The sequence below is a fragment of the Noviherbaspirillum sedimenti genome (assembly GCF_003590835.1).
Classification (GTDB): Bacteria; Pseudomonadota; Gammaproteobacteria; order Burkholderiales; family Burkholderiaceae_D; genus Paucimonas; species Paucimonas sedimenti.
In genome coordinates, this window is the sequence record NZ_QYUQ01000002.1 from 97351 (window position 1) to 120074 (window position 22724).

The following is a 22724-nucleotide window of genomic DNA, read 5'->3' on the forward strand; positions in this document are numbered from 1 at the left end:
CATTAGGAAATTTTTTGTGTTTGGAGACTGTAATGAAAAATGAATTCACGTTTGACGAACTGTTGAACCGCGTGAATACGGTGAAGGTTGCCGAAGGTAACGAGCGAGTCCGTGCACTGTCGCAGCGCATCATCACCGACCTGTTCAAGACCATCGACGAATTCAAGGTCACCCCGGACGAGTTCTGGTCCGCGATCAACTGGCTCAACCAGCTTGGTCAACTCGGCCAGACCGGCCTGATTACCGCCGGCCTGGGTTTCGACCGCCTGCTGGATATCCTGGCTGACGAAGCAGACCAGAAAGCCGGCCTCGTCGGCGGCACCCCGCGCGCCATCGAAGGTCCGCTGTACGTTGCTGGTGCACCGAGCAGCAAGTACGAAGCGCGCCTGGACGATGGCAAGATGGCAGGCGAAACCTACGTCATGGAAGGTGTTGTGCGCGGTCTCGATGGTCAGCCGCTGGCCAATGCGTCGCTGGATGCCTGGCATGCCAACGAGCACGGCATGTATTCGCACTTCGACCCGAGCCAGGCAGAGTACAACCTGCGCCGCAACATCACGACCGATGAGCAGGGCCGTTACCGCTTCCGCAGCGTGATCCCGCCGGGCTATGCAATTCCGCCGACCGGCCCGGTCGCTGAGCTGTTCGCCGCCCTCGGCCGCCATGGCAACCGTCCGGCGCACATCCACTTCCTGGTGTCGGCTGAAGGCAAGCGCACCCTGACCACGCAGGTGAATATTCCTGGCGATAGCTTCCTCGACGATGACTTCGCTTTCGCTACCCGCGACGGCCTGGTCGTGACGCTGGAAAAAGTGGCATCGCCTGCAGGCTATGAATCGCTGGGCATTTCCGGTCCGTTCACCCGTATCCCCTTCGACTTCGTGCTGCAAAATGCAGTTCAAGCCGATGAGAGCAAGCACTTGAGCCGCGTTGAGCGTGCATTGGGCGCCTGATCCTTTAGTCAATAATACCTCGTGCGTAAACCCCCGCCCCGCGATAATTTCACGGGGCGGGGGTTTTTCGTTTTGGCCGGGCAGGGCGGGTGCGGCGGGTCTTTCCAGGGGCGTTGGCCGCCGTTCAAGTCATTCAAAATTCCGTCGATTAGGTCGTTGTCATGAGTGGCGCCGACCGATCATTTGTTGCGGGAATGTCAGAATCGGTGGCAGATATCTGTTGCAGGCCGCGCATCAGCGATGTTGCACTTGGATTTTCAACAAATACGCAGCGCTTGCCGTTACGTTTGCAGAAATCTTTCACCTTCCAGTAGGCATTGTGGCTGATGCAGCCAGTCTGGCATATCACCAGGTCAGCTGCTGCAAGATTGGCGTCCAGGACGTTGGGACTGTCTTCCAGGCCGCCATCGTGATGGGCAAACCGGCCGCCGACCCGTTCGATGATGTCGCGGTAGGATGCAATGCTGCCGTTGCGTCCGCCGACGCAAAGTACGGTCTTGTGATGCAAATGCACGGGCACGATGCATGGTTCCGCGTGCCCGGCGATCACTGCCTTGGCCGCCTCGGAAGTATCGTTGGGCAGGGCAGCGAGCAATTTTCTGGCGGAAGCCAGTTCTTGCCTCAGCCTGGCATTCTGTTCATCCACGGTCGATTGCCGAAGCGCCATCTGTTCGATTTTTTTCTGCAAGCGAGTGATGGTCTCAAGGTCTGGAAGCGATGCTTTCAGGACTGCCATGTCTTCGGTCAGAAAGGCGATGCGGCTGTCTTTTGCAATGCTCTCTGCGCGGACGCGAAAAACCTGGGTAGTGAGATGCGCAATCTCGGTGGATTTTTCCGCGATGATGCGGGTAGCACGCTCCTGTGCCTTGGCAAGTTCACGCGTCAGGATGCCGTTTTCATGCTGCAGCGCATTGAATCTGGTGATGTCAGTGCGGAGGCTTGCACCAGCCTGATGCTGGATCATGTGCATGTCGCGGCACAGCGTTTCCTGCAAAACCGCATCGCAGCGAGGGTGCGTCAAGGCAGCCCAGAATGCGCCGGATACATCGCTCTGCCGAACCGCCTCGACCCACATGTCCTGCAAGGCTTGCGTGTTTTTTGCTGACCTGAAATCCCGAATTTTGCGGGCATAGCGCCTGTCCAGTTCATTTTGCATCAGCTCGGACAGGCGATTTCGCTGCACACATTCCGCCACGGCGCCGACATGCACTTCATAGTCGCTCGCGATGGCTTTTCCGCCCAAGGCCTTGCTGGCCAGCCTGCTCAAGGTTTCGAGCGGCAGGCAGACCCCCACCACGGGGCAGTGGCATTGCTGCGGGAGATCCCACAAACGACGCCGTCTCGATCCCGTCGTCGCCGCGGCATCATGGCCTGGGCCGGGCGCGTGGAAGTGCAGGGAGAATGCTTGCTTTGCATCGTGATCACACATCATGGGGCTCCTGTTGCCGGCCGCGGCGCAGCTGGATTTGCATCGTGAATCTCCAGGCGGTAAGGATCGGGCGAGCTGGTGGCTGGCGACTCAATTGATGTTAATGATAATCATTCGCATTAAAATTGTAAAGAAATGATCTGGAGTAAGCACGAAAGAATGTGCATGCCGATGAATTTAGGCGGAGAAATTTCTGTGAGGAAAGACAAATGAATTGCATTTGCAAATAACAATCGTGGGCAGCAACAACTTGCGGATTTCCCCTGTCGATTAAATGAGATAGTCATCATAGCCGGCATCCGGTTCGCCCAGTCGGGCGAGAATGACGGCCCGTGCGGCGTCGCGCAGGGCGAGCGCGGCGTGCCAGTCCGTCCCGGCGGGGATGAGCGGCGCATGGATCGTTACCGCGAGCGGGCTGTGGCGCGGCCAGCGCCGCCGGCCGGGGAGCAGGGCACGGGTTCCGCTGAGGGTGACGGGGACAATGGGAACGCCGGCGCGGGCGGCCGCCAGGAAGGCGCCCATGCGGAAGGGCAACAGCCCCGGCGCCTCGTGGAAGGTTCCCTCGGCAAAGAAGATGAGGGAATCGCCCGCGCGCGCGCGCGCCTCCAGGGCCGCAGTGTCTTCGACGCCGCGGGCGGTATCGAATCGTTCGACGAAAGCCGCGTCAAGACGCTTGAGCGGCGTCGCCGACAGCGGATGGCCGAGCAGTTCCTGCTTGGCGGCATAGGCGAAGCGGGCGGGCAGCGCGGCGGTCAGCGCCATGCCGTCCAGATAGCTGGCGTGGTTGGCCACGACGATCGCGGGGCCGCCGTCCGGCAGATTTTCCAGACCCGTCACGCGCGGCAGGATGCCGCCTGCCGCCAGCGCCAGGCGCGCCCCGGCGCGGGCTGCCGCGCGGCGCAACGCCAGCGTCGGCGCCAGGGCGATCAGCAGCCAGAACGGCGGCGCCAGCAGTGCGAAGACGGTCCAGGCCCAGAACCCCCAGAGGCCGCCGGCAGCCCTTCGCAGCGCGGTGCGCAGGCGGACGATCGCGGCGTCGCGCAGAAGCCTGAGCACCTGCAGCCGGGGGGAGCGCGGGCGGCGCAACAGCTCGCCGCGCTCGTAGGCGGTCCGGCAGGCGGCGCGGCGCAGCTTGCCGCTGGAGGTTTTCAACACCGTTCCGGGCGGTGCGAGCACGACCTCGTCCGCCGGCAGGCCGGTGAGCTCGACGGCGAGCCGCTCGACCTCCGCGCGGATGCGCGCGTGCGCTGCCGCCGCCGCGCGCGTTTCGGCGAGCACCACCAGGCGCTCGGTGCCGGCGCGCGGATCGGTGGCGGGAAACGCCACGACATTGCCGGCACGCACGCCGGCGATGCGACCGACAGCCTCTTCCAGCTCCTGCGGATGGATGTTGTGACCGCCGCGGATGATCAGATCCTTCTCGCGGCCGGTGACGAACAGTTCGCCGCCGGCGAGATAGCCCAGGTCGCCTGAATTGAGCCAGTCGCCGTCGAACAGCTTCGCCGTCGCGGCGGGATTCTCGAAGTAGCCGGCGGTGGCCGACGGTCCGCGGAACTGGATGCGGCCGACGCGCCGCTCGGGGAGTTCGCGCCCCGCCGCATCGACGATGCGGATCGCATGGCCGGGCAGGGCGTGGCCGCAGCCGGGCACGGCCTGGGCGCCGGGCAGGTCGTCCCCGACCGGCTGCGCCAGTCCCTCGTCCGCAAGCGCCCGGCGCGCCACCCGGTCGATGCGCGGGCCGCGCCCCGGCGGCGGGAAGGCCAGTCCCACCGAACATTCGGCCAGGCCATAGACGGGCGCCAGCGCCTCGCGCCGCAGCCCATACGGCGCCAGGCGTGCGGCGAAGCGTTCCAGCGTGACCGGGCTGACGGCCTCGGCGCCGTTGCAGGCCATGCGCCAGCAGGACAGGTCCAGGCCAGTGAGCTCGCTGTCCGTGAGCTTGTTGGCGCAGATCTCGTAGGCGAAATTGGGCGCCGCCGAGAGCGTGCCGCGATGGCGGGAAATCGCTTCCAGCCAGCGCACGGGCCGGGAGAGGAAGGCGAGCGGCGACAGCAGCACCAGCGGGAAGCCGACCACCATGCTGCCCATGCCGGCGCCGATCAGCCCCATGTCGTGGTAGAGCGGCAGCCAGGAGACGAACACGTCGGCGGGCGTCGCCCGCGCCGCCTGCCGCATGGCGCGGATGTTGGCGAGCAGGTTGGCGTGGGTGAGCGCGACGCCCTTCGGATCGCCGGTGCTGCCGGAGGTGTACTGGATGAAGGCGAGGTCGCCGGCGGCGAGGGTGGGCATCGGCGCCATCGCGACGGGAGCGGCCAGCTCGGCGACGGTGACGATGCCGGCCAGCGTCGGACACTTGCCGGACAGCGCCTCGGCGAAGGCGCGCGCGCGGGGATCGGCGACGAACCAGCGGGCGCCGGCGTTGGCGAGGATGCCGGCGATGCGGCGCAGGTGCTCTTCCAGTTGCGCCGGCCGTGCCGGGGGATAGAGCGGCACCGGCACGCAGCCGGCCTGGAGCACGCCATAAAACGCGGCGAAGAAATCCAGGCCCGTGGGCAGCATCAGGGCGACGCGGCTGCCCGGCGGCGCGCCGCGCGCCAGCAGGCCGGCCGCAACCGCCCGTGCTGCGGCGGCCAGCCGTGCGTAGCTGATCGCATCCTCCCGCCCGTCCTCACCGAGCAGGATGATGTGGATGCGCTCACCCTGATGCCGGACATGCCAGTCGAGCACCGCCGTCAGCGTGGCGAACTCGGCCGGCGGCGCAACGAAGTTACCAGGGGTCGGCGCTGGCGCGACGGCGCTTGTGAGCGGAACATTCGGCCACGGCGCGTCGCCGATCAGTCGCAGCAGGTCGGCGGGCGTTTCGGCGGCAAGCGCCGCCTCGCCCAGCCGTGCGCCCATCTCGCGCTCGATGCGTGCCAGCAGTTCCACTCGGGCCAGGCTGTCGAGACCGAAGTCGCGCTCCAGACGATGATCAAGGCCAAGCGCGGAGAAGTCGCCCGCGCCGGGCTTGAGCTCTGCCGCCAGGGCGCGCACGAGAGCCAACAGGCGGTCGCCGTGATTCATGGGGGGGCTTTCGCAAGAGCGCGCTCTGCGCGCAGCGCGGCGCGTCGTCCGCGACCGGCGTGCACGCCGGTGAGCAGCGCCAGCCCGACCACGAAGAACAGGCCCGTCGCCCACAGTGCCCGGCGGTGGTCGCCATCGCTCGCCCAGGTGACGAGGCCGTAGCTCAAGGGGCCGAGGATGGCGGAGAGCTTCGTGGCAAGTCCCCAGAAGCCGAAGAACTCGGCGCGTCGCGACGGCGGCGACAGCAGCCCGACGAGCGCGCGGCCGCCGGACTGCGAGGCGCCCAGGCACAGGCCGGCCAGATGCGCCGCCGCCCAGAACGTGCCGGGCGTTCGCGCAAGCGCCGCCAGGACGATGGTGAACAGCCAGCCGACCAGCACCCAGGCGATGGCGCGCACCGGCCCGAGGCGATCCTGCACGTGGCCGAACAGGAAAGCGCCCGCCGCCGCCGCGACATTGACCGCCAAAACCAGCAGCAGCGTCTGCTGCGTCGTGAAGCCCATGGCCTGATTGGCATAGATGGCCGCCAGGGCGATCACGGTATGCACCCCGGCCTGGTAGCACAGCGCGGCGGTGAGAAAACGGCGCAGGTCGGGAAAGCCCGCTGCGGAGCGCAATGTGCGCGCCACTTCCCGCCAGGCGTCGAGCGCGCGGCCCTCGCGGGGGACGGCGCGCTCGGGCAGCAGCAGCAAGGTCGGCAGGCTGGCGAGCGCGAACACGGCCGCGGTGATCAGCATGGCGACCGGCACGTAATCCGCTGCACCTTGCCCCCGCTTTTCCGCCCAGGCGATCCAGGCGAGGCACAGGCCGAGGGTGAACAGGCCGCCCAGATAACCCAGGCCCCAGCCCCAGCCGGACACCCGGCCCATGCCGCGTCCGCGCGCCAGTTCCGGCAGGAAGGCGGCGATCAGGTTCTCGCCCGTGCCGAAGAAGAAATTGGACAGAACGAGGCAGGCCACGGCCAGCCACAGCGCGCCGGGCTGCGCGAAATACAGGAGCGCCGTGAACAGCACGCAGCCCGCCGTCGAAAGCGCCAGCAGCCGTTTCTTGGCGGCCCTGAGGTCGGCGAAGGCGCCGACGACCGGCGCGGTGGCGAGGACGGCCAGATAGGACACCGCCAGCGCCGCCGTCCAGGCCAGCGTCGCCCAGGGCTGGCCATCCGCCACCACGGCGACGAAATAGGCGTTGAACAGCGCAGTGATGACCACCGTGGTGTAGCCGGAGTTGGCGAAGTCATACATCGCCCAGGCCCACACGTCGCGCGGGCGCGCCTCGGCGCGCAGGGCGGGTCTCACGCCGGGCTCAGCCGCTGCTTGACGGCAGGCCTGACTGCAGGTGCGACTCGATCTCCCTTTCGGCGCGCAACCAGTCCGCCAGTTTCTGGCCCGGGAAGAGACCGCGCCGTTCGGCCAGGTAATTGGCGGCGATGGCGGTCATTTGCTGCGGTTGGGGCTGGGTCTTGCCACGTCTTTGCTTTGTCAAGATACTCTCCATTGACACATCATGCCGAAAAGCCCAAGGCGGTGATGAATCGCCTCAGGTCCGGAAGCGCAGCGGCGGGTCGGCCTCCTTCCCGGTCCGTTGTCCCGTCGGAAACTACTGTAGCTCATCGTCGGCAAGGCGTTCATGCCCTGGATCAAATACTCGCTGGCTGAAGGGCTGGCCCGGATATTTCATGAACCTGCTGAAGTGCGAGCTTGATTCCCATGCAAGGTGCGTGAACGCGGTCTGGACGCTTGTGCAATCGTGAAACAGGGGGAATGGCGGCACTGCGGACGCAATTCCCCTACCCCCATTATTGAGAAAACAAGATTCAAATCGGCACCAAATAAAATCGACGGCAAAGCCACACCAACATTGGCTTTTACGGGCTTCAAGCTAGATTTAACCGGACACTACTGGATTGCGATATAAAAAAAGCTCCTGGGCGATGATGCGCAGGAGCTTTTTTGCTTTTGACGCTACGGCTTAGCGGCCTCGGCCGCCGCTGCGGTGCGGCGACGCCGGCCGTGGTGCAGCGCCCTGGTCCGGGCGCGGGCCGGCGGGTTTGCGCTGGCCTTGCGACTGGCCCGGTTGTCCCGGCTGGGCAGAGCGCGGCTTGCCGCCGGCGCCCTGGCGTCCGCCGCCACCACCACCACCGTTACGGCCGCCGTTACGACCGCCGCCGCCACGCTGGTGATCTTCGCTGCGCAGCTGGATCGGCTGTGGCCTGGCGTTCGGATCCGGCTCGAAGCCGGCGACCACTTCACGCGCCAGGTTTTGCTTGATGAGCTTTTCAATGCCTTTCAGCATGTCGTGTTCATCCACGCACACCAGCGAGACTGCTTCGCCGGAAGCGCCGGCGCGGCCGGTGCGGCCAATGCGGTGGACGTAGTCTTCCGGCACATTCGGCAAGTCATAGTTGACCACTTGCGGCAACTGGTCGATGTCGATGCCGCGCGCAGCGATATCGGTCGCCACCAGCACCTGCAGCTTGGCGCTCTTGAATTCGGCCAGGGCACGCGTGCGCGCTGCCTGGCTCTTGTTGCCGTGAATCGCCATGGCACTGATGTCTTCCTTGCCCAGCTGTTCCACCAGTTTGTTGGCGCCATGCTTGGTGCGGGTAAACACCAGCACCTGGAACCAGTTTTTTTCCTTGATCAGGTGGGCCAGCAGCGCATGCTTGCGGTTGCGGTCGACCGGATGGATCTTTTGCGTAACGATATCGGCGGTGGCGTTGCGGCGCGCCACTTCGATCATTGCCGGGTTATCCAGCAGGCGATCGGTCAGCGCCTTGATCTCGTCGGAGAAGGTGGCGGAGAACAGCAGGTTCTGGCGCTTCTTCGGCAGCAATGCGAGCACGCGCTTGATGTCATGGATGAAGCCCATGTCGAGCATGCGGTCGGCTTCGTCCAGCACCAGGATTTCCACCTGGTCGAGCTTCATGGTGCCTTGCTGAAGATGGTCGAGCAGGCGGCCGGGGGTGGCGACCAGGATATCGACGCCTTGCTTCAACAGGGTTACTTGCGGGTTGATGTTGACGCCGCCAAAGATGACCGCCGAATTCAGCTTCACATATTTGCCGTAGGTTTTGACGCTGTCGCCAATCTGCGCTGCGAGTTCGCGCGTCGGCGTGAGCACCAGTGCGCGGATCGGGCGCCTGGCGCCTTCCGCCCGGCTCACGGCAGACAGGCGATGCAGGATCGGCAGGGTAAAGCCGGCGGTCTTGCCGGTGCCGGTCTGGGCGCCCGCCAGCAGATCGCCGCCGGCGAGTACCGCGGGGATGGCTTGCTGCTGGATCGGGGTGGGCGTGGTGTAGCCGTATTCGGTAACGGCACGAACGATCGCCTCGGACAAGCCGAGCTGGGAAAATGACATGTGGATTCTTGAGTTTTATCGGCCTGTCGCCTGATATGAAGGCGCCAGTCGCAGGCAAACGGGTTGGACTACGGAGAGTCTAGGGACAGCGGCAGGTTGACTGGAATACAGCCGCAAAAATCAGTATAACAGTCATTGTCCGGTGACGCTTGCTCGCTTCTTGTTGCTGGTAATCAAGTCTTTCGAAGCCGGCAAGGACGGTACTAATCGGGTATTGCAAATGATAATAATTATCATTTATAATTAGCCTGCTTTTAACTGATTTTATTCCGCCATTTCCAAGCCAGCCAACCGGGTTTTGTCATTTTTATCCGACTAGCCAGCCACCTCATTGCCTGCTCACTGTGATGCGGGCATTGATCACTGATTAACAAGGATAACCATGAACCGACGTTTCACCCCGGTCGCAGCTGCGATGATGGCTGCGTTTGCAACCCCTGTATTGTTTCAGCAACCAGCTTTTGCCCAAGCGGCACAACAAACGAACTCCCTGCCGGAAGTGGTCGTGCGCGACAACGCCGCTGGCGAGGATTACGCGCCGGCGCGCAGCTCGATCGGCGGCGCGACGCCCGCCCTGATCCGCGACATTCCGCAATCGGTCACGGTGATCAATCGCGCCGTGCTGGAGGCGCAGGCGGCGTCGACGATGACGGAAGCGCTGCGCAACGTGCCCGGCATTACGATTTCCGCCGGCGAAGGCGGCAACATCGGCGACAACATCAATCTGCGCGGCTTTTCGGCGCGCACCGACATCTTCATGGATGGCTTCCGCGATCTCGGCCAATACACCCGCGATACTTTCAACGTCGAGGCGGTGGAAGTCCTCAAGGGGCCATCGTCGATGCTGTTCGGGCGTGGCTCGACCGGCGGCGTGATCAATCAAGTCAGCAAGAAGCCGGGCCTGAAGCCGGTCAGCGAAGTGACGGTGGGCGTGGGAACGGACGATTACTATCGCACGACAGTTGACTTGAACCGCGCTCTCTCGGACACTTCGGCATTTCGCGTCAATGCATTCGGCCAGAGCCTGCATTCCACCCGCGACGTGGTGGAAAACAAGGATTGGGGCATTGCGCCATCCTTGAGATTTGGTATCGGCACGCCCACCGAAGTCACCTTGTCGGGCCTGTTCCAGCGCAATGACGATACGCCGGATTTCGGCTTCCCGCTGGTGACGACGAATGGCGCCGGCACGGTGCGCAAGCCGGTCAATGCGCCCGCGAACCGCTTTTACGGGTATACCGATGACCGTTTCGAACAGGAAGTCAACGTCTTGAACGCGACGATTCGACACAAGATCAGCCCGACGCTGACCTTGCGCAACCAGACCCAGGTCGCCGACTACACCACTGAAGCCTCACCCTCGCCGCTGGGCGCCGTCACGCGCATCGGCGGCGGCACGCCGTCGCTGAACGACCCGCTCAACCTGCTGGTGGCGCCGCGCCAGGACCGCGACCGCACCGTGCGGCAGAAGTCGTTTTCCAACCAGACCGACCTGGTCGCCAGGATCCAGGCCGGTTCGATGCTGCATACGGTGACCACCGGCATCGAGTTCGGCCGCGACGAGTACCGCGAAAATCGTTATGTCTGGAATACGGCGAATGCCAACCGCAACATCAACCTCGGCAATCCGGTCAACGGCACGCGCCAGGGCGCGCGCGCATTGAGCCGGACCGTCAATACGACAGCCGACACGCTGGCTGTCTATGTCAATGACCAGATCGATCTGAACAAGCAATGGAAGCTGGTCGGCGGCGCGCGCTGGGAGCGTTTCAAGGCCAGTTCCACCCTGCAGAAATTCGCGCTGCCTGCAGGATTCCCCGCGGATACGACGGCAGCGGCGGTGCCGAATTCCGACTCTATGTTCAATGTCCGTGCCGGCGTCATCTACCAGCCGACTGATGCGCAATCGTATTATCTGTCATACGGCACGTCGTCGAATCCGTCTGCCGAAGCCGTCACCCAGTCGGCCACGACTGCCGGGCTCGATCCGGAAAAGAACCGCTCGATCGAAGCAGGCGCGAAGCTCGATTTCCTCAACGGTAATCTGTCGGTCAATACCGCCGTGTTTCGCGTCGAAAAGACCAATGCGCGCACCACCGATCCATTGACCGCATTGGTTTCCCTGAATGGCAATGTGCGGGTCCAGGGCATAGAGCTGGGCGTGGTCGGGCGCATTACACCGGCATGGCAAGTCATGGCCGGCTATACCTTCCTCGACGGTAAAATCGTCGAGTCGCTCGATACCGGCACCGGCGCCGATGCCGGCATCCGCTCCCAAGGCAAGACGCTGCAAAATACGCCGCGCCACAGCGCTTCGATCTGGTCCACCTACAGCTTTGCGGGCAACTGGGAAGCGGGCGGCGGCCTGGTGTATTCGTCCGACCGCTTCGTCAACAATTTTGAAACGGCGATGATTGATGGGTATACGCGCGTCGATGCTACGCTGGCATACAGGCAGAAAAAATACGACGTGCGCCTGAGCCTGCAAAACCTGACGGACAAGAAGTACTTCGAGTCGGCATCCGGCGGCCGCGCCACGCCGGTGAAAGGTCGCACTGCAATCGTCACGCTGGCCTACCGCTTCTGATGCAAGGATGAACTGCGATGCTGCTAACGATTCCCGACGTGCTGACTCCGGACCAGGTCCGGCAATGCCGCGACGTGCTGGAGACCGCCGACTGGGTCGATGGGCGCGTCACGGCCGGCTACCAGGGCAGTAGGGTCAAGGATAACCGGCAACTGCCCGAGGGCTCGCCGGTCGCGCTGCAACTGGGTAATCTCGTCCTGGCGGCGCTGGAACGCAATCCGCTTTTCATCAGTGCGGCATTGCCTTCCGTGGTGTATCCGCCGCTGTTCAACCGCTACGAAGGTGGCGGGCATTTCGGCGACCATATCGACAATGCGGTGCGCCTGCTGCCGGGCAGCGGACGCAAGCTGCGCACCGACGTTTCGGCCACGCTGTTTTTCACCGGGCCGGACGAGTATGAGGGTGGCGAGCTGCTGATCGAAGATACCTATGGCGTGCATTCGGCCAAGCTGCCGGCCGGGCACATGATTCTCTACCCATCGACCAGCCTGCACCGGGTCAACCCGGTCACGCGCGGGATGCGGCTGGCATCGTTTTTCTGGATACAGAGCATGATCCGGGACGATGCCCAACGCACGCTGCTATTCGATCTGGACAGCGCGATCCAGCGGCTTAGCCGCAGCGGCGCCGATGAACACGCGCTGGTGCAGCTGACGGGAAGCTACCACAACCTGCTACGCATGTGGGCAGAGCCTTGATGGGCAGCCCGGTAAAACAACTTCATTTAAAAAAGGTGCAATCCATGAAAAAACCTCTGTTTGTATTGATGATGCTTGCCGCCTCCGCTGCGGCTCATGCGCATTACGTCTGGATCGAGCGCGATGCGACCGGCCCTGTCCGTGCTTATTTCGGCGAATGGGAAAATGACAAAATTGAAAAATCCGGTGCTGCGCTCGACCGGATTGCTTCGCCGCTCGCATTTGCCGGCGATGCCAGGCAAGCGCTGAAAATCGATCGACGGGCCGATCATCTGGAAATCCAGACCAGCAGCGCCGAAGATGTGACGCTGGTTGAAAGCGGCCTTGCGCCGCGCGAAGACAAGCAGGCCGGCGGCAAAACCAAAACGGTATTTCATGCCAAGAACGGCCGCAGCAGCACCCAGGCGAAGCTTGATCTGGATCTCGTGCCTGCTGCAGCCAACGCTAACCAGTTCACTTTGATGCTGCGTGGCGCGCCGCTCGCCAATACGGAAATCAAGGTATATGGGCCGCCTAAGTGGGAAAAGTCTTTCAAGACTGATGATCAAGGCCAGGTCATGATCGCTACACCCTGGGCCGGACGTTATGTAATTGAAGCCATTCATATCGACCCTACGCCAGGTGAAGCCGCTGGCGAAAAATATAACCGCCTCCGCCACGTGAGCACCCTGTCGTTTTTGGTCAATGAAGGGATTGCCTGGCCTGCCGGGCGCTGATCGTCGGCGGGGTGGCGAGGTCAGGCATCCTGGCCGGACGTGATTTTATTTGTTGAGAATAATTCTCGTTCGTATTATTATTTGAAAAGTACTTATTTTGCTGTCAGGAATCATGCCGGCGCGAATCTAGGGCACTACCCCACTGGTCTTCCTTGGGATACTCAGGGGGTAGGTTCGAGTCGCGTCGCTCGCCAGCCGATTACATCAAGAACTGAACAGCGAGTCGCCGCTTTTCTACCTTTAGGGAATACCACTCCAATGAAAAAGAACAAACTGGCGCTGCTTGTCGCGCTTTCCTTGCAACAACTCACGAGTTCGGCCTATGCCCAGGCTAATCCTGCGGCTGCGCCAGAAGCAAGCTTGCCTGAAGTTAAAGTGACGGGCGGCCGCGAATTGCCGCCGACTTACAACGCGTCGACAGCGGTCAGCGCCACCAAGATCGAGGCACCCCTGCGCGACATTCCGCAAACCGTCAATGTCGTGCCGCAAAGCCTGATCCGCGACCAGGGCGCGCGTTCGATGGAAGCCGTGATGAAATCGGTGCCGGGCATCGGCTTATCGCATGGCGACGGCCAGCGCGATCAGGTCACGATCCGTGGCTTTTCGGCGATTGCCGACCAGTTCATCGATGGCTTGCGTGACGATGCGCTGTATTTCCGTGACCTGTCGAATATCGAACAGGTGGAAGTCATCAAAGGGCCTGCATCCGTGCTGTATGGCAGAGGATCGTCGGGCGGCCTGATCAACCGTATTACCAAAAAGCCCGGCATCGATAAAAACGAGGTCGCACTGACGGTCGGCAGCTGGAAGCAGCGCCGCGGCGAGTTCGATCTCGGCCGCAATTACAGCGATGCCGGCGTAGCCTTCCGCGTGACCGGCGCGCTGGAACGCGCCGACAGTTATCGCGACCAGCAATTCCTGGACCGCCAGGCACTGTCGCCTTCCTTGTCGATCAAGCTGGGCACCGACACCAACCTGCTGATTCAAGGCGAATACCTGGAAGACCGCCGCGTGACCGATTTCGGCGTCCCAGCACTGAACGGCTTGCCGGTCAACGTTCCGCCCAGTACGTATTATGGCGCCGCGAATGCCAGGAATTTCGACTACACGGAATCGCGTGTGTCGGCGCTCGGCTTCACCCTGACGCACCGCTTCAACAGCGAATGGTCGGTGCGCAACGCCTTCCGCCGTTACGACTATACGCTCGACCGCAATAATACCCTGGTCGGCTCCGTCAATCCGGCGGCGCTGACGGCATCGCTCAACCGCAGCAACGTGCGGCGCGAGGAAGATGGCTATTTCAACCAGACCGAACTGGTGCAGAAAACCACGCTGGCAGGCATGCCGCATCAAGTGTTGTATGGCGTGGAATTCGGCAAGCAAAACAAGGATCAGGTGTTCCGCACGCAAAATAATATCGCCACGGTCTCTTTGTTCAATCCGGTGGCGCCCGTGCTGCCGTTTGCCGTCACCGCGGCGCCCACTACCGATAACCTGGGCATCCTGACGGTGGCCAGCGCCTATGTGCAGGATCTGGTGAGCCTGAGCGACCAGTGGAAAGCATTGGCCGGCGTGCGCTACGACAAGTATCAGCAGGAAACCAGGGAGCGGCGCGTCGGCCAGTCCAACCTGGACCGCACCGATACGGCCTGGAGTCCCCGTGCCGGCCTGGTGTTCCAGCCGACCCAGAACCAGTCGTATTACGTATCCTTCAGCAAGTCCTTTCAGCCTTCCGCCGAAAGCTTCCCGCTGGCGGCGAACAATGCGCAGATCGAGCCGGAAGAAACCACCAACAAGGAAATCGGCGCCAAGTTCGATTTCCTCGATGGCCGCGCTTCCGCAAGCGCCGCGCTGTTCCAGCTGGAACGCACCAATATCAAATCGACCAATCCGGCAACGCCCGGCGTGCTGGTGCCGGTCGGCGTGCAACGTACCGACGGCCTGGAACTGACCTTCACCGGCGAGCTGCCGCAGGGATGGCAGATCTGGTCCGGTTACGCCTATCTCGATGCCAAGGTGACCTCGTCGCCGACGCCGGGATTGCAAGGCAGGCGTGCCACCCTGACGCCGAAACACAGCGCCAACCTGTGGTTGACCAAGGCGCTCGGCAATGGCTGGCGGACAGGCGCGGGCGTCAATTACGTTGGCGACCGCAAGGCCGATCCGGCCAACACCGTGACCTTGCCTGCCTATACGACCGTGGATGCGATGGTCGGCTACAAGTGGCAGGGTCTGGACCTGCAGTTGAACTTCATGAACCTGTTCGATCGCGAGTACATCGTTTCGGGCCACGGCTCATCGGCCAACCTGAACCTGCCGGGCGCGCCGCGTTCCGTGCAGCTGACCGCGCGCTATAACTTCTGAGGAGTCCGGCGATGAACATGCAAGACGGCGTGGCCGAGGTACAGGTAGCATCGATCCCCGCGCGCCGCTCCCGCAGCAGCCGGGCGGTCTTTCTGACCTGGCTGCGCAAGATTCATTTGTACGTGGGCTTGTGGGGCGCGGTGTTCGGGCTGCTGTTCGGTGCGACCGGCATTTTGCTCAACCACCGCGCGATCATGAAAATCCCCGTCCAGAAAACGGTGCAGAGGACCGTGCAAATGGCCTTGCCTTCCGCGACGGCGTTTTCGTCGCCGGCGCAATTGTCGGCGTGGCTGCAGCAGGTATTGCAGTTCAAGCCGGTGGCGCCGCCCGTGATGAAATCGCAGCCGGCGCAAAAAGTGATCTGGGGCGAACTCGAGACCACCCAGCCGGAGCGCTGGACCGTCAATCTGCACCGGCCCGGTGGGGCGATCAACGCGGAATACTTTGTGGGCAACCGATTTGTGAAGCTGGATCAGATCGATGCCACGCCCATCGGCACCCTGACGCGTCTGCACATGTCAACCGGTGTGAGCGCATTCTGGGTGCTGCTGACCGATACGATTGCCGGTTCGCTGATCCTGCTGTCGATTACGGGATTGCTCTTGTGGACCCAGCTGCACACGGTACGCACGCTGGCCGTGCTGACCAGTGTCGGGGCCATGTGCGCGGGCCTCTGGTTCATGTGGTCGATTTAGCGACGAACCAAAACTTCCCGCAGGCGCGGACAGGGCATTTGAAATGCGAACCCGGCGTAACGGCGATGGCTGTTACGCCGGGTTTTTTTATCGGGCCGCCGCATTGGGGCCGCATTCTTCGATCTGCCTACGTCAGCGCGAGCGCAATCCGGTAAGTCAGGAAGGACGCCAGGTAAGCCAGGCCGAACATGTACGTGGCAATGATCACGGGCATCTTCCAGCCGCCAGTCTCGCGCTTGATCGTGGCCAGGGTGGACAGGCATTGCGGTGCGAAGACGAACCAGGCAAGCAGGGACAAGGCTGTCGCCATGCTCCAGCTCTGGCTTATCACGTCGGTCAGGGCGGCGGTGGCAGCGTCGCCGGTGGCCGACAAGGCATACACGGTACCGAGCGAGCTGACCAGCACCTCGCGCGCAGCCAGGCCGGGCACCAGGGCGATGCTGATCTGCCAGTTGAAGCCGATCGGCTCGAACACCACCGCCAGCAGACCGCCGAGCATGCCGGCCAGGCTGTATTCGATGGCCGGCCCGGTGGCGCCGACGGGCGGCGTGGGAAAGCTGGCCAGGAACCACATCAGGATCGTCAGCCCGAGGATGATGCCGCCGACCCGCTTCATGAAGATGCTCACCCGCTGCCACAGGCCGAGGAGGATGTTGGCCGGACTTGGCCAGTGGTAGGTGGGCAGCTCCATCATCAGCGGACGCACCATGCGGCCGCTACTGGTGAAACGCTTCAGTATCCAGGCCACGGCAAGGGCGCCGAAAATGCCGGCAGCATACAGTCCGAACAGTACCAGACCCTGTAATTCCAGCACGCCCCCTACCTGGCGCTGCGGGATGAAGGCGCTGATCAGCAAGGCATACACGGGTAGCCGGGCGGAGCATGTCATCAGCGGCGCGATCATGATGGTCACCAGGCGGTCGCGCGGATTGGCGATGGAGCGGGTCGCCATGATGCCGGGAATGGCGCAGGCGAAGCTTGACAGGAGCGGGATGAAGGAGCGCCCCGACAGGCCGACGCTGCCCATCAGGCGATCGAGCAGGAAGGCGGCGCGCGGCAGGTAGCCGGATTCCTCCAGCAGCAGGATGAAGAAAAACAGGATCACGATCTGCGGCAGGAACACGATCACGCCGCCTGCACCGGCGATCACGCCATCCACTAGCAAGCTTTTGATCCAGCCATCGGGCAAGAGCGCGCCGACCGCGGTGCCGGCCCATGCGGTCAATTCCTCGATCCAGCCCATCGGCGCTTCGGCCCAGGCGAACACGGCCTGGAAGATCAAGAACAGCACCAGTCCCAGCAGCACGGGACCGGCGACCGGGTGCAGCACCACACGGTCGATGCGGTCGCTGGCAGTGTGGGGGATGACCAGGTCCAGTCCGAGGCGCTGCAGGATCCGGCGCACTTCTTCGTGGTCGCCGGCAGTGCTGATCGATTCATCCTGCACCGATGCAGCTGCCGGTACCGCTGCCGATGTGCCGCGCTGCCACAGTTCCGCATCATCCAGCAGCGCGCGCAAGGCCTGCTCGCCGCCGGCTGCGACACCGACGGTGGCCACCACCGGCACGCCGAGTTCGCGTGCCAGCGCATCGGCATCGACCGGGATGCCGGACTTTTGCGCCAGGTCGGCCATGTTCAGGGCGACCACGCAGGGCAGGCCCAGACGCTTGACTGCCAGCACCAGGCGCAGGTTGCGTCGCAAATTGGTGGCGTCCACCACGCACACCACCAGGTCGGGCCGTTTTTCGCCGATGGCGCGGCCGTACAGGACGTCGCACGTCACGCGTTCATCGGGGGACCGGGGGTGCAGGCTGTAGGCGCCCGGCAGGTCGAGGACGCGCAAAGTCTTGCCGCTCGGGGTTTGCAGCCGGCCTTCCTTGCGTTCGACGGTGACGCCGGCATAGTTGGCCACTTTCTGGCGGCTGCCGGTGAGGCGGTTGAAGAGGGCGGTCTTGCCGCAGTTGGGGTTGCCTACCAAAGCCAGCAAGGGGCCGGCCGCATGGAAATGGATGAGCGCCTCTTTCATTGCGGCGTTCCCTGGCTTGCTACCAGTACGCGCACACAGGCCGCTTCGGCCCGGCGCAGTGCAAAAGTGGACGTGCCTACCCGTACCACCAGCGGATCGCTGCCCGGCACGCCGCGCGCCATCAGCATCACTTGTTCACCGGCAATGAAGCCGATTTCCTCCAGCCAGCGCAACCATTCTGGCGCATGGTCCGGTGCCTGCACCGTTTGTACTAGACATGACTGACGCAGCGGCATGTGTTCCAGCGTCAAGATGATATCCGTCTGTTTCATAGTCAATTCTTGCCTGCAATATGCTTCGATATTGCGATCAGCTCAGCTTTAAAAGTTCTATCATAACATCAAAATTAAATGAGACTTATTATCGTTTGTATGGCCATTGAATCGTTTCACGAGAGTGAGCAAATCAAAAAGTCACTTGCAATTCCCGCAGGATCGATGCAAAATCAAATGAGAATCATTCGCATTTGATTTTGCGAAGATGTGAATCCCGGCGGCCGCCTGCACCGGGTTGATCAACACCCTGCCAGCCAGCTATCCGCAATCGGCCTGATTCCGCGAAGCCAGCCAGTGCATTTCCCGAGGAGCATACGATGGCCCTGGTTCAAGAAAACGAAATTCTGCTCGATTCGAATCCATCCCCCTGCCAGCCGGAATTACTGGTGGCGGCCGTGCTGCACCTGATGTCCCACTACACCGCGCAACCGCCTGAAAATGGCGCTTGTCTGAAACTGGCCTCGGTGATTGAAAGGCATTTGCAAGCCCTGGCAAACTTGCCGGAGCTTGCCCCCGTGTTGCGTGCAACCTGCTGTCAGTTATCCGAGCAGTGGAGCGGGGTGGTCGAGCGGGCATTGCCCAAGCCGCAGAAACCGCAGAAACGCGGCATCCTGAATCGCATGATGCCGGCGCGGGCCGCCTGAGCCTGCCGGGTTTTCCGCGATGGCGGCCGGCAGGGGGCGATGAGAGGGGATCAGGCGTAGGGCGAGAGCGATGACACCAGTTGCCCGAAAACCTTGGGCGAGCCGGCCAGCACGTCGCCCTGATAGATGTACTCGGATTCGCCGCTGAAATTGCCGACGATGCCGCCGGCTTCGGTGATCAGCAGCGAACCTGCGGCGATGTCCCAGGGCTGCAAGCCCTTTTCAAAAAAGCCGTCGAGGTAGCCGCAGGCGACATACGCCAGGTCGAGCGCGGCGGCGCCCGGGCGGCGCAGGCCAGCGCATTTCTGCGACATGACGCGGAACATGTTGATGTACTCTTCCAGTCCTTCCATGTTGCCACGATAGGGGAATCCCGTACCGATCAGGGCGTCGGCGATCTTGTCGCGCTTGCCCACGCGGATGCGTTTTTCATTCAGGTAGGCGCCGGCGCCCTTGGTCGCGGTGAACAAGTCGTTGCGGACCGGATCGTACACCACGGCCTGGGTGATCAGGCCGCGATGCTGCAGGGCGATCGAGACGCAATACTGCGGGAAGCCGTGGATGAAGTTGGTGGTGCCGTCCAGTGGATCGATGATCCAGACATTCTCGTTTTCATCGTGCAGGTTGGCCGAGGGGCCGGATTCTTCCGCCAGGATCGCGTGATCCGGATAGGCGGTTTGCAGCACCTCGATGATCGCCTGCTCGGCGGCACGGTCGACTTCGGTAACGAAATCGTTTTGCTGTTTTTCGGTGACTTTGATGCGATCGATGTCGAAAGAGGCGCGGCTGATGACTGCGGCGCCGCGGCGGGCGGCCTTGATCGCCGTATTGAGCATGGGATGCATACAGGTTCCGTTAGAATGGCGGTTCCCTTGCAAACCGCAATGAGGGAACCTTGTAAATTGAAAGAATGAGCGATGCGGCAAATGGACGATGCGTTGTCTGTCCCTTGCCGCGTAATGGCGCTATTTTAAATGAACCTGCCCCAAACCGACACCACCCTCTTCAAACGCCTGCGTTTTATCCTTGTTGAAACTAGTCGAGCTGGCAACATCGGCGCAGCGGCGCGCGCCATGAAAACCATGGGTTTTTCCGAACTGGTGCTGGTCAATCCGCGTTGCCCGGAACCTGCGCGCGACGAGGAAGCAGTGGCGTTCGCCAGCGGCGCCCAGGATGTGCTGGAAGGCGCCCGCATCGTCGGCTCGATCGACGAGGCGCTTTCCGGTTGCAATTTCGCTGCGGCGGTGAGTGCGCGTCTGCGCGAATATTCGCCGCCGGTGGTGACGCCGCGCACGCTTGCCGAGCAACTGGCGGGCGACGCCGGTTTGCAGGCGGCACTCATGTTCGGCAACGAGCGCTTCGGTTTGCCCAATGAGGCGGTAGAAAAATGTAATGTCCTGATCAATATTCCTGCCAATCCGGATTACAGCTCGCTGAACCTGGCGCAGGCGGTGCAGGTGCTGGCCTATGAAGGCCGCATGGCCGCAACCGCGGGCAAGCTGGGTGACAGCGGCATTGGCTTCAAGGGCGAGGCCGCCAGCGTCGAGCAGGTCGAAGGCATGTATGCGCATCTGGAACAGGCACTGGTGGCGATCGATTTCCTCAATCCGGACAGTCCGAAAAAGCTCATGCCGCGCATCAAGCGGCTGTTTTCACGTACCGCGCTGGAGACGGAGGAAGTCAATATTCTGCGTGGCATGGCGCGCCAGATGCTGGCAATGGCAAAATCCGACAGGAAAGAGAAATAACCTGGAATAAAAATATGCCGTTCCGGTTTGGACGCCCGAAGCGCCCGCAAACACCCCGCGTTAAGTGAGAGGGGAAGCGCGAAATGCTTGCATCACCGGAACGGCACTGAAAACGATCCTCGATCAATACACCTTGGACAGTTGAATTTAATCAATAGTTCCTGGCTGGCCGGGATATCAATTCCAGCTGCGCAGCAAGCCGACCGCCAGGCCTTCCAGGGCAAAATCCTCCTGGTCCGGATTGACCCGGATCGGTTTGAAATCCGGGTTTTCCGGCAATAGTTCGATCACGGACCCCGACTTCTGGTAGCGCTTGACCGTCACATCGTCGCCCAGGCGGGCCACGATGATCTGGCCATTGCGGGCAGTATCGGTTTTTTTCACGGCCAGCAGATCACCATCGAGAATGCCGGCATCGCGCATTGACATGCCGCGCACCTTCAGCAGGAAATCCGGCTTGGCGGAAAACAGTGCGGGATCGACGTTATAGGTGCTTTCGATGTGTTCCTGTGCCAGGATCGGCGAGCCCGCTGCCACGCGTCCCACCAGTGGCAGGGCGAGTTGCATCAGCGCCGGGTGCGGCAGCGCCATTTGCGTATTGCGCCCGCGGCCCGGCGCGCCCGTCGTGCTTTCAATCAGGCGAATGCCGCGTGAGGTGCCGGGCGAGAGTTCGATGGCGCCCTTGCGCGCCAGCGCCTGCAGGTGTTCTTCGGCGGCGTTGGCCGAACGAAAACCCAGTTCGGCGGCGATTTCAGCGCGGGTTGGCGGAAAGCCCGTATTTTCAATGGCTTCGCGGATCAGATTGAGGATTTGTTCCTGGCGGGCGGTAAGTTTCAGCATGGGCGATCCGTGAGTAAGAGGCAGCGTTACGCTGTCTGGATAAACAGTCTGTAATTTTATACAGTATTGATGTGATTGCAAGCGCTATTTCCCGAAGATTCTGCCGTGAAATAGCGGTAAGCGTTTGAAAGCCTTGAGTTTTATTGAAATACAAGGCAAAATCTTGGGTTTTCCTCTTCCCACACTCGTCTTGACGCCGGGGTGGGCAATTTCTTAATCTGTCCAAAAGGAGATTACATGCGTCATTATGAAATCGTATTTATCGTGCATCCGGATCAAAGCGAGCAAGTGCCCGCAATGATCGAGCGCTACAAAGCCATCGTCACCACCCGCGGCGGCCAGATCCACCGCGTGGAAGACTGGGGCCGCCGTCAGATGGCTTACCAGATCGACAAACTGGCCAAGGCGCACTACGTCTGCCTGAACATCGAGTGCGACGCCGAGACCCTGGCTGAAATCGAAACCGGCTTCAAATTCAACGATGCTGTGCTGCGTCACCTGACCGTTCGTCTGAAGAAGGCTGAAACCACGCCGTCGCCGATGATGAAGGCTGTGCAGAAGGAAGACGCCGCCAAGAGCCATCGCAGCGAAGCGCCTGCCGCATAATTGACGAAACAAGGGGCGTGAACCGGTTCGAACTGCAGGCCTGCATTGCCGAGCGCGACGTCTTGCGCTACACACCGGCAGGCATCCCGATTGTGAATGGCAGATTGCTGCACACATCGAAGCAGGTGGAAGCAGGAGTGGAAAGGCTGGTCGAATTCGAAATTGCCGCGCTTGCCGCGGGCGAGATTTCGGGGCGATTCAGCCAGGCGGAATTGGGTACAAGTTACCAGTTCAACGGCTTCCTGGCTCGCAAGAACCGCAACAGTAAAAGCCTCGTGTTTCATATTATTGAAATTATTGCGGGAAAGAATCCTTGAGATTGGGGACAGAGTTAAACGAAGTGGTACTCTGTCCTCAACTGATTAAGGTGAAAGCGGTACTCTTTCCCAACATGACAAATACAGATTTAGGAGCCAAAAATGGCATTCGGTAAAAAATTCGACAAGAACAAGCTCAAGGAAAAACGCAAGCAGCAAAACCCGCTGTTCAAGCGCAAGAAATTCTGCCGCTTCACCGCAGCACACGTTGAACAGGTGGATTACAAGGACGTCGACACCCTGAAGGACTTCGTCCAGGAAAACGGCAAGATCATGCCGGCACGCCTGACCGGCACCAAGGCACACTACCAGCGCCAGGTGGATACCGCCATCAAGCGCGCGCGCTACCTCGCCTTGCTGCCGTACACCGATCTGCACAACGCGTAATCGACGACCGAGAACTAGG

At 62.0% G+C, this 22724-nt stretch carries 20 protein-coding genes; 11 read left to right on the forward strand and 9 right to left on the reverse strand.

What is annotated here, in order from left to right; all coding sequences use genetic code 11:
* Nucleotides 1-32: 32 nt before the first annotated feature.
* Complete coding sequence (locus D3878_RS00535; RefSeq protein ID WP_119783698.1) at nucleotides 33-953, forward strand: dioxygenase family protein; 921 nt, start codon at nucleotides 33-35, stop codon at nucleotides 951-953.
* A 148-nt stretch (nucleotides 954-1101) separates the two neighbouring features.
* Here D3878_RS00535 and D3878_RS00540 read toward each other — a convergent pair whose 3' ends face one another.
* The 5 genes from D3878_RS00540 to D3878_RS00560 form a co-directional block, all read right to left on the reverse strand.
* Nucleotides 1102-2385 carry a DUF2325 domain-containing protein gene (locus tag D3878_RS00540; protein ID WP_233556184.1) on the reverse strand — a complete coding sequence of 428 codons (1284 nt, stop codon included), beginning with the start codon at nucleotides 2383-2385 and terminating at the stop codon, nucleotides 1102-1104.
* A 267-nt stretch (nucleotides 2386-2652) separates the two neighbouring features.
* Nucleotides 2653-5445, reverse strand: coding sequence for an AMP-binding protein (locus tag D3878_RS00545; RefSeq protein WP_119783699.1), 2793 nt, complete (start codon nucleotides 5443-5445; stop codon nucleotides 2653-2655).
* Nucleotides 5442-6740, reverse strand: coding sequence for an MFS transporter (locus D3878_RS00550; RefSeq protein WP_119783700.1), 1299 nt, complete (start codon nucleotides 6738-6740; stop codon nucleotides 5442-5444). Before D3878_RS00550 ends, D3878_RS00545 begins: the two co-directional genes overlap by 4 nt.
* Nucleotides 6741-6747: 7 nt before the next feature.
* Nucleotides 6748-6927 carry a DUF2934 domain-containing protein gene (locus D3878_RS00555; RefSeq protein WP_158592136.1) on the reverse strand — a complete coding sequence of 60 codons (180 nt, stop codon included), beginning with the start codon at nucleotides 6925-6927 and terminating at the stop codon, nucleotides 6748-6750.
* A 486-nt stretch (nucleotides 6928-7413) separates the two neighbouring features.
* Complete coding sequence (locus D3878_RS00560) at nucleotides 7414-8802, reverse strand: DEAD/DEAH box helicase (protein ID WP_119783702.1); 1389 nt, start codon at nucleotides 8800-8802, stop codon at nucleotides 7414-7416.
* 382 nt (nucleotides 8803-9184) lie between these two features.
* Between D3878_RS00560 and D3878_RS00565 the strand changes: the two genes are divergently transcribed.
* The 5 genes from D3878_RS00565 to D3878_RS00585 all read left to right on the forward strand — a co-directional run bounded on the left by D3878_RS00565 (nucleotide 9185) and on the right by D3878_RS00585 (nucleotide 15862).
* Nucleotides 9185-11389 (forward strand): TonB-dependent receptor, encoded by a 2205-nt coding sequence (locus tag D3878_RS00565; RefSeq protein WP_119783703.1) that lies wholly within the window; start codon nucleotides 9185-9187, stop codon nucleotides 11387-11389.
* Between the two features lie 17 nt (nucleotides 11390-11406).
* Complete coding sequence (locus D3878_RS00570) at nucleotides 11407-12087, forward strand: Fe2+-dependent dioxygenase (RefSeq protein ID WP_119783704.1); 681 nt, start codon at nucleotides 11407-11409, stop codon at nucleotides 12085-12087.
* Complete coding sequence (locus D3878_RS00575; protein WP_119783705.1) at nucleotides 12087-12803, forward strand: DUF4198 domain-containing protein; 717 nt, start codon at nucleotides 12087-12089, stop codon at nucleotides 12801-12803. The genes D3878_RS00570 and D3878_RS00575 overlap by 1 nt, the downstream gene beginning before the upstream one ends.
* Before the next feature lie 258 nt (nucleotides 12804-13061).
* Nucleotides 13062-15167: a TonB-dependent receptor gene (locus D3878_RS00580; protein ID WP_119783706.1), complete on the forward strand. Its 2106-nt coding sequence runs from the start codon at nucleotides 13062-13064 to the stop codon at nucleotides 15165-15167.
* Nucleotides 15168-15178: 11 nt separating this feature from the next.
* Complete coding sequence (locus tag D3878_RS00585; RefSeq protein WP_119783707.1) at nucleotides 15179-15862, forward strand: PepSY-associated TM helix domain-containing protein; 684 nt, start codon at nucleotides 15179-15181, stop codon at nucleotides 15860-15862.
* A gap of 127 nt (nucleotides 15863-15989) precedes the next feature.
* Here D3878_RS00585 and feoB read toward each other — a convergent pair whose 3' ends face one another.
* Both feoB and D3878_RS00595 read right to left on the reverse strand, forming a co-directional pair.
* A complete protein-coding gene (feoB, locus tag D3878_RS00590) occupies nucleotides 15990-17888 on the reverse strand; it encodes a ferrous iron transporter B (protein WP_119783708.1) in 1899 nt (632 codons plus the stop codon).
* Nucleotides 17885-18160, reverse strand: a complete 276-nt coding sequence (locus D3878_RS00595; RefSeq protein ID WP_119783709.1) for a FeoA family protein — start codon at nucleotides 18158-18160, stop codon at nucleotides 17885-17887. Before D3878_RS00595 ends, feoB begins: the two co-directional genes overlap by 4 nt.
* Before the next feature lie 320 nt (nucleotides 18161-18480).
* Between D3878_RS00595 and D3878_RS00600 the strand changes: the two genes are divergently transcribed.
* On the forward strand, nucleotides 18481-18807 hold the full coding sequence (locus tag D3878_RS00600) for a hypothetical protein (protein WP_119783710.1): 327 nt from the start codon (nucleotides 18481-18483) through the stop codon (nucleotides 18805-18807).
* 50 nt (nucleotides 18808-18857) lie between these two features.
* Here D3878_RS00600 and D3878_RS00605 read toward each other — a convergent pair whose 3' ends face one another.
* On the reverse strand, nucleotides 18858-19652 hold the full coding sequence (locus D3878_RS00605; RefSeq protein ID WP_119783711.1) for an inositol monophosphatase family protein: 795 nt from the start codon (nucleotides 19650-19652) through the stop codon (nucleotides 18858-18860).
* A 129-nt stretch (nucleotides 19653-19781) separates the two neighbouring features.
* Between D3878_RS00605 and D3878_RS00610 the strand changes: the two genes are divergently transcribed.
* Entirely contained in the window at nucleotides 19782-20555 is a 774-nt protein-coding gene (locus D3878_RS00610; RefSeq protein WP_119783712.1) for an RNA methyltransferase, read from the forward strand.
* Between the two features lie 177 nt (nucleotides 20556-20732).
* Here D3878_RS00610 and lexA read toward each other — a convergent pair whose 3' ends face one another.
* Nucleotides 20733-21395 carry a transcriptional repressor LexA gene (lexA, locus tag D3878_RS00615; RefSeq protein WP_119783713.1) on the reverse strand — a complete coding sequence of 221 codons (663 nt, stop codon included), beginning with the start codon at nucleotides 21393-21395 and terminating at the stop codon, nucleotides 20733-20735.
* A gap of 237 nt (nucleotides 21396-21632) precedes the next feature.
* On the opposite strand from lexA, the gene rpsF reads away from it, so the two are divergent.
* The 3 genes from rpsF to rpsR all read left to right on the forward strand — a co-directional run bounded on the left by rpsF (nucleotide 21633) and on the right by rpsR (nucleotide 22705).
* Nucleotides 21633-22001 carry a 30S ribosomal protein S6 gene (gene rpsF, locus D3878_RS00620; protein ID WP_119783714.1) on the forward strand — a complete coding sequence of 123 codons (369 nt, stop codon included), beginning with the start codon at nucleotides 21633-21635 and terminating at the stop codon, nucleotides 21999-22001.
* 17 nt (nucleotides 22002-22018) lie between these two features.
* Nucleotides 22019-22318 carry a primosomal replication protein N gene (priB, locus tag D3878_RS00625; protein WP_119783715.1) on the forward strand — a complete coding sequence of 100 codons (300 nt, stop codon included), beginning with the start codon at nucleotides 22019-22021 and terminating at the stop codon, nucleotides 22316-22318.
* Nucleotides 22319-22420: 102 nt separating this feature from the next.
* Nucleotides 22421-22705 carry a 30S ribosomal protein S18 gene (rpsR, locus tag D3878_RS00630; protein WP_119783716.1) on the forward strand — a complete coding sequence of 95 codons (285 nt, stop codon included), beginning with the start codon at nucleotides 22421-22423 and terminating at the stop codon, nucleotides 22703-22705.
* Nucleotides 22706-22724: the final 19 nt, after the last annotated feature.

Coding starts and splice junctions, on each gene's coding strand:
- D3878_RS00535 (WP_119783698.1), top strand. CDS start 33: ATGAAAAATGAATTCACGTTTGACGAACTGTTGAACCGCGTGAATACG.
- D3878_RS00540 (WP_233556184.1), bottom strand. CDS start 2,385: ATGATGTGTGATCACGATGCAAAGCAAGCATTCTCCCTGCACTTCCAC.
- D3878_RS00545 (WP_119783699.1), bottom strand. CDS start 5,445: ATGAATCACGGCGACCGCCTGTTGGCTCTCGTGCGCGCCCTGGCGGCA.
- D3878_RS00560 (WP_119783702.1), bottom strand. CDS start 8,802: ATGTCATTTTCCCAGCTCGGCTTGTCCGAGGCGATCGTTCGTGCCGTT.
- D3878_RS00565 (WP_119783703.1), top strand. CDS start 9,185: ATGAACCGACGTTTCACCCCGGTCGCAGCTGCGATGATGGCTGCGTTT.
- D3878_RS00570 (WP_119783704.1), top strand. CDS start 11,407: ATGCTGCTAACGATTCCCGACGTGCTGACTCCGGACCAGGTCCGGCAA.
- D3878_RS00575 (WP_119783705.1), top strand. CDS start 12,087: ATGGGCAGCCCGGTAAAACAACTTCATTTAAAAAAGGTGCAATCCATG.
- D3878_RS00580 (WP_119783706.1), top strand. CDS start 13,062: ATGAAAAAGAACAAACTGGCGCTGCTTGTCGCGCTTTCCTTGCAACAA.
- D3878_RS00585 (WP_119783707.1), top strand. CDS start 15,179: ATGAACATGCAAGACGGCGTGGCCGAGGTACAGGTAGCATCGATCCCC.
- feoB (WP_119783708.1), bottom strand. CDS start 17,888: ATGAAAGAGGCGCTCATCCATTTCCATGCGGCCGGCCCCTTGCTGGCT.
- D3878_RS00595 (WP_119783709.1), bottom strand. CDS start 18,160: ATGAAACAGACGGATATCATCTTGACGCTGGAACACATGCCGCTGCGT.
- D3878_RS00600 (WP_119783710.1), top strand. CDS start 18,481: ATGGCCCTGGTTCAAGAAAACGAAATTCTGCTCGATTCGAATCCATCC.
- D3878_RS00605 (WP_119783711.1), bottom strand. CDS start 19,652: ATGCATCCCATGCTCAATACGGCGATCAAGGCCGCCCGCCGCGGCGCC.
- D3878_RS00610 (WP_119783712.1), top strand. CDS start 19,782: ATGAACCTGCCCCAAACCGACACCACCCTCTTCAAACGCCTGCGTTTT.
- lexA (WP_119783713.1), bottom strand. CDS start 21,395: ATGCTGAAACTTACCGCCCGCCAGGAACAAATCCTCAATCTGATCCGC.
- rpsF (WP_119783714.1), top strand. CDS start 21,633: ATGCGTCATTATGAAATCGTATTTATCGTGCATCCGGATCAAAGCGAG.
- rpsR (WP_119783716.1), top strand. CDS start 22,421: ATGGCATTCGGTAAAAAATTCGACAAGAACAAGCTCAAGGAAAAACGC.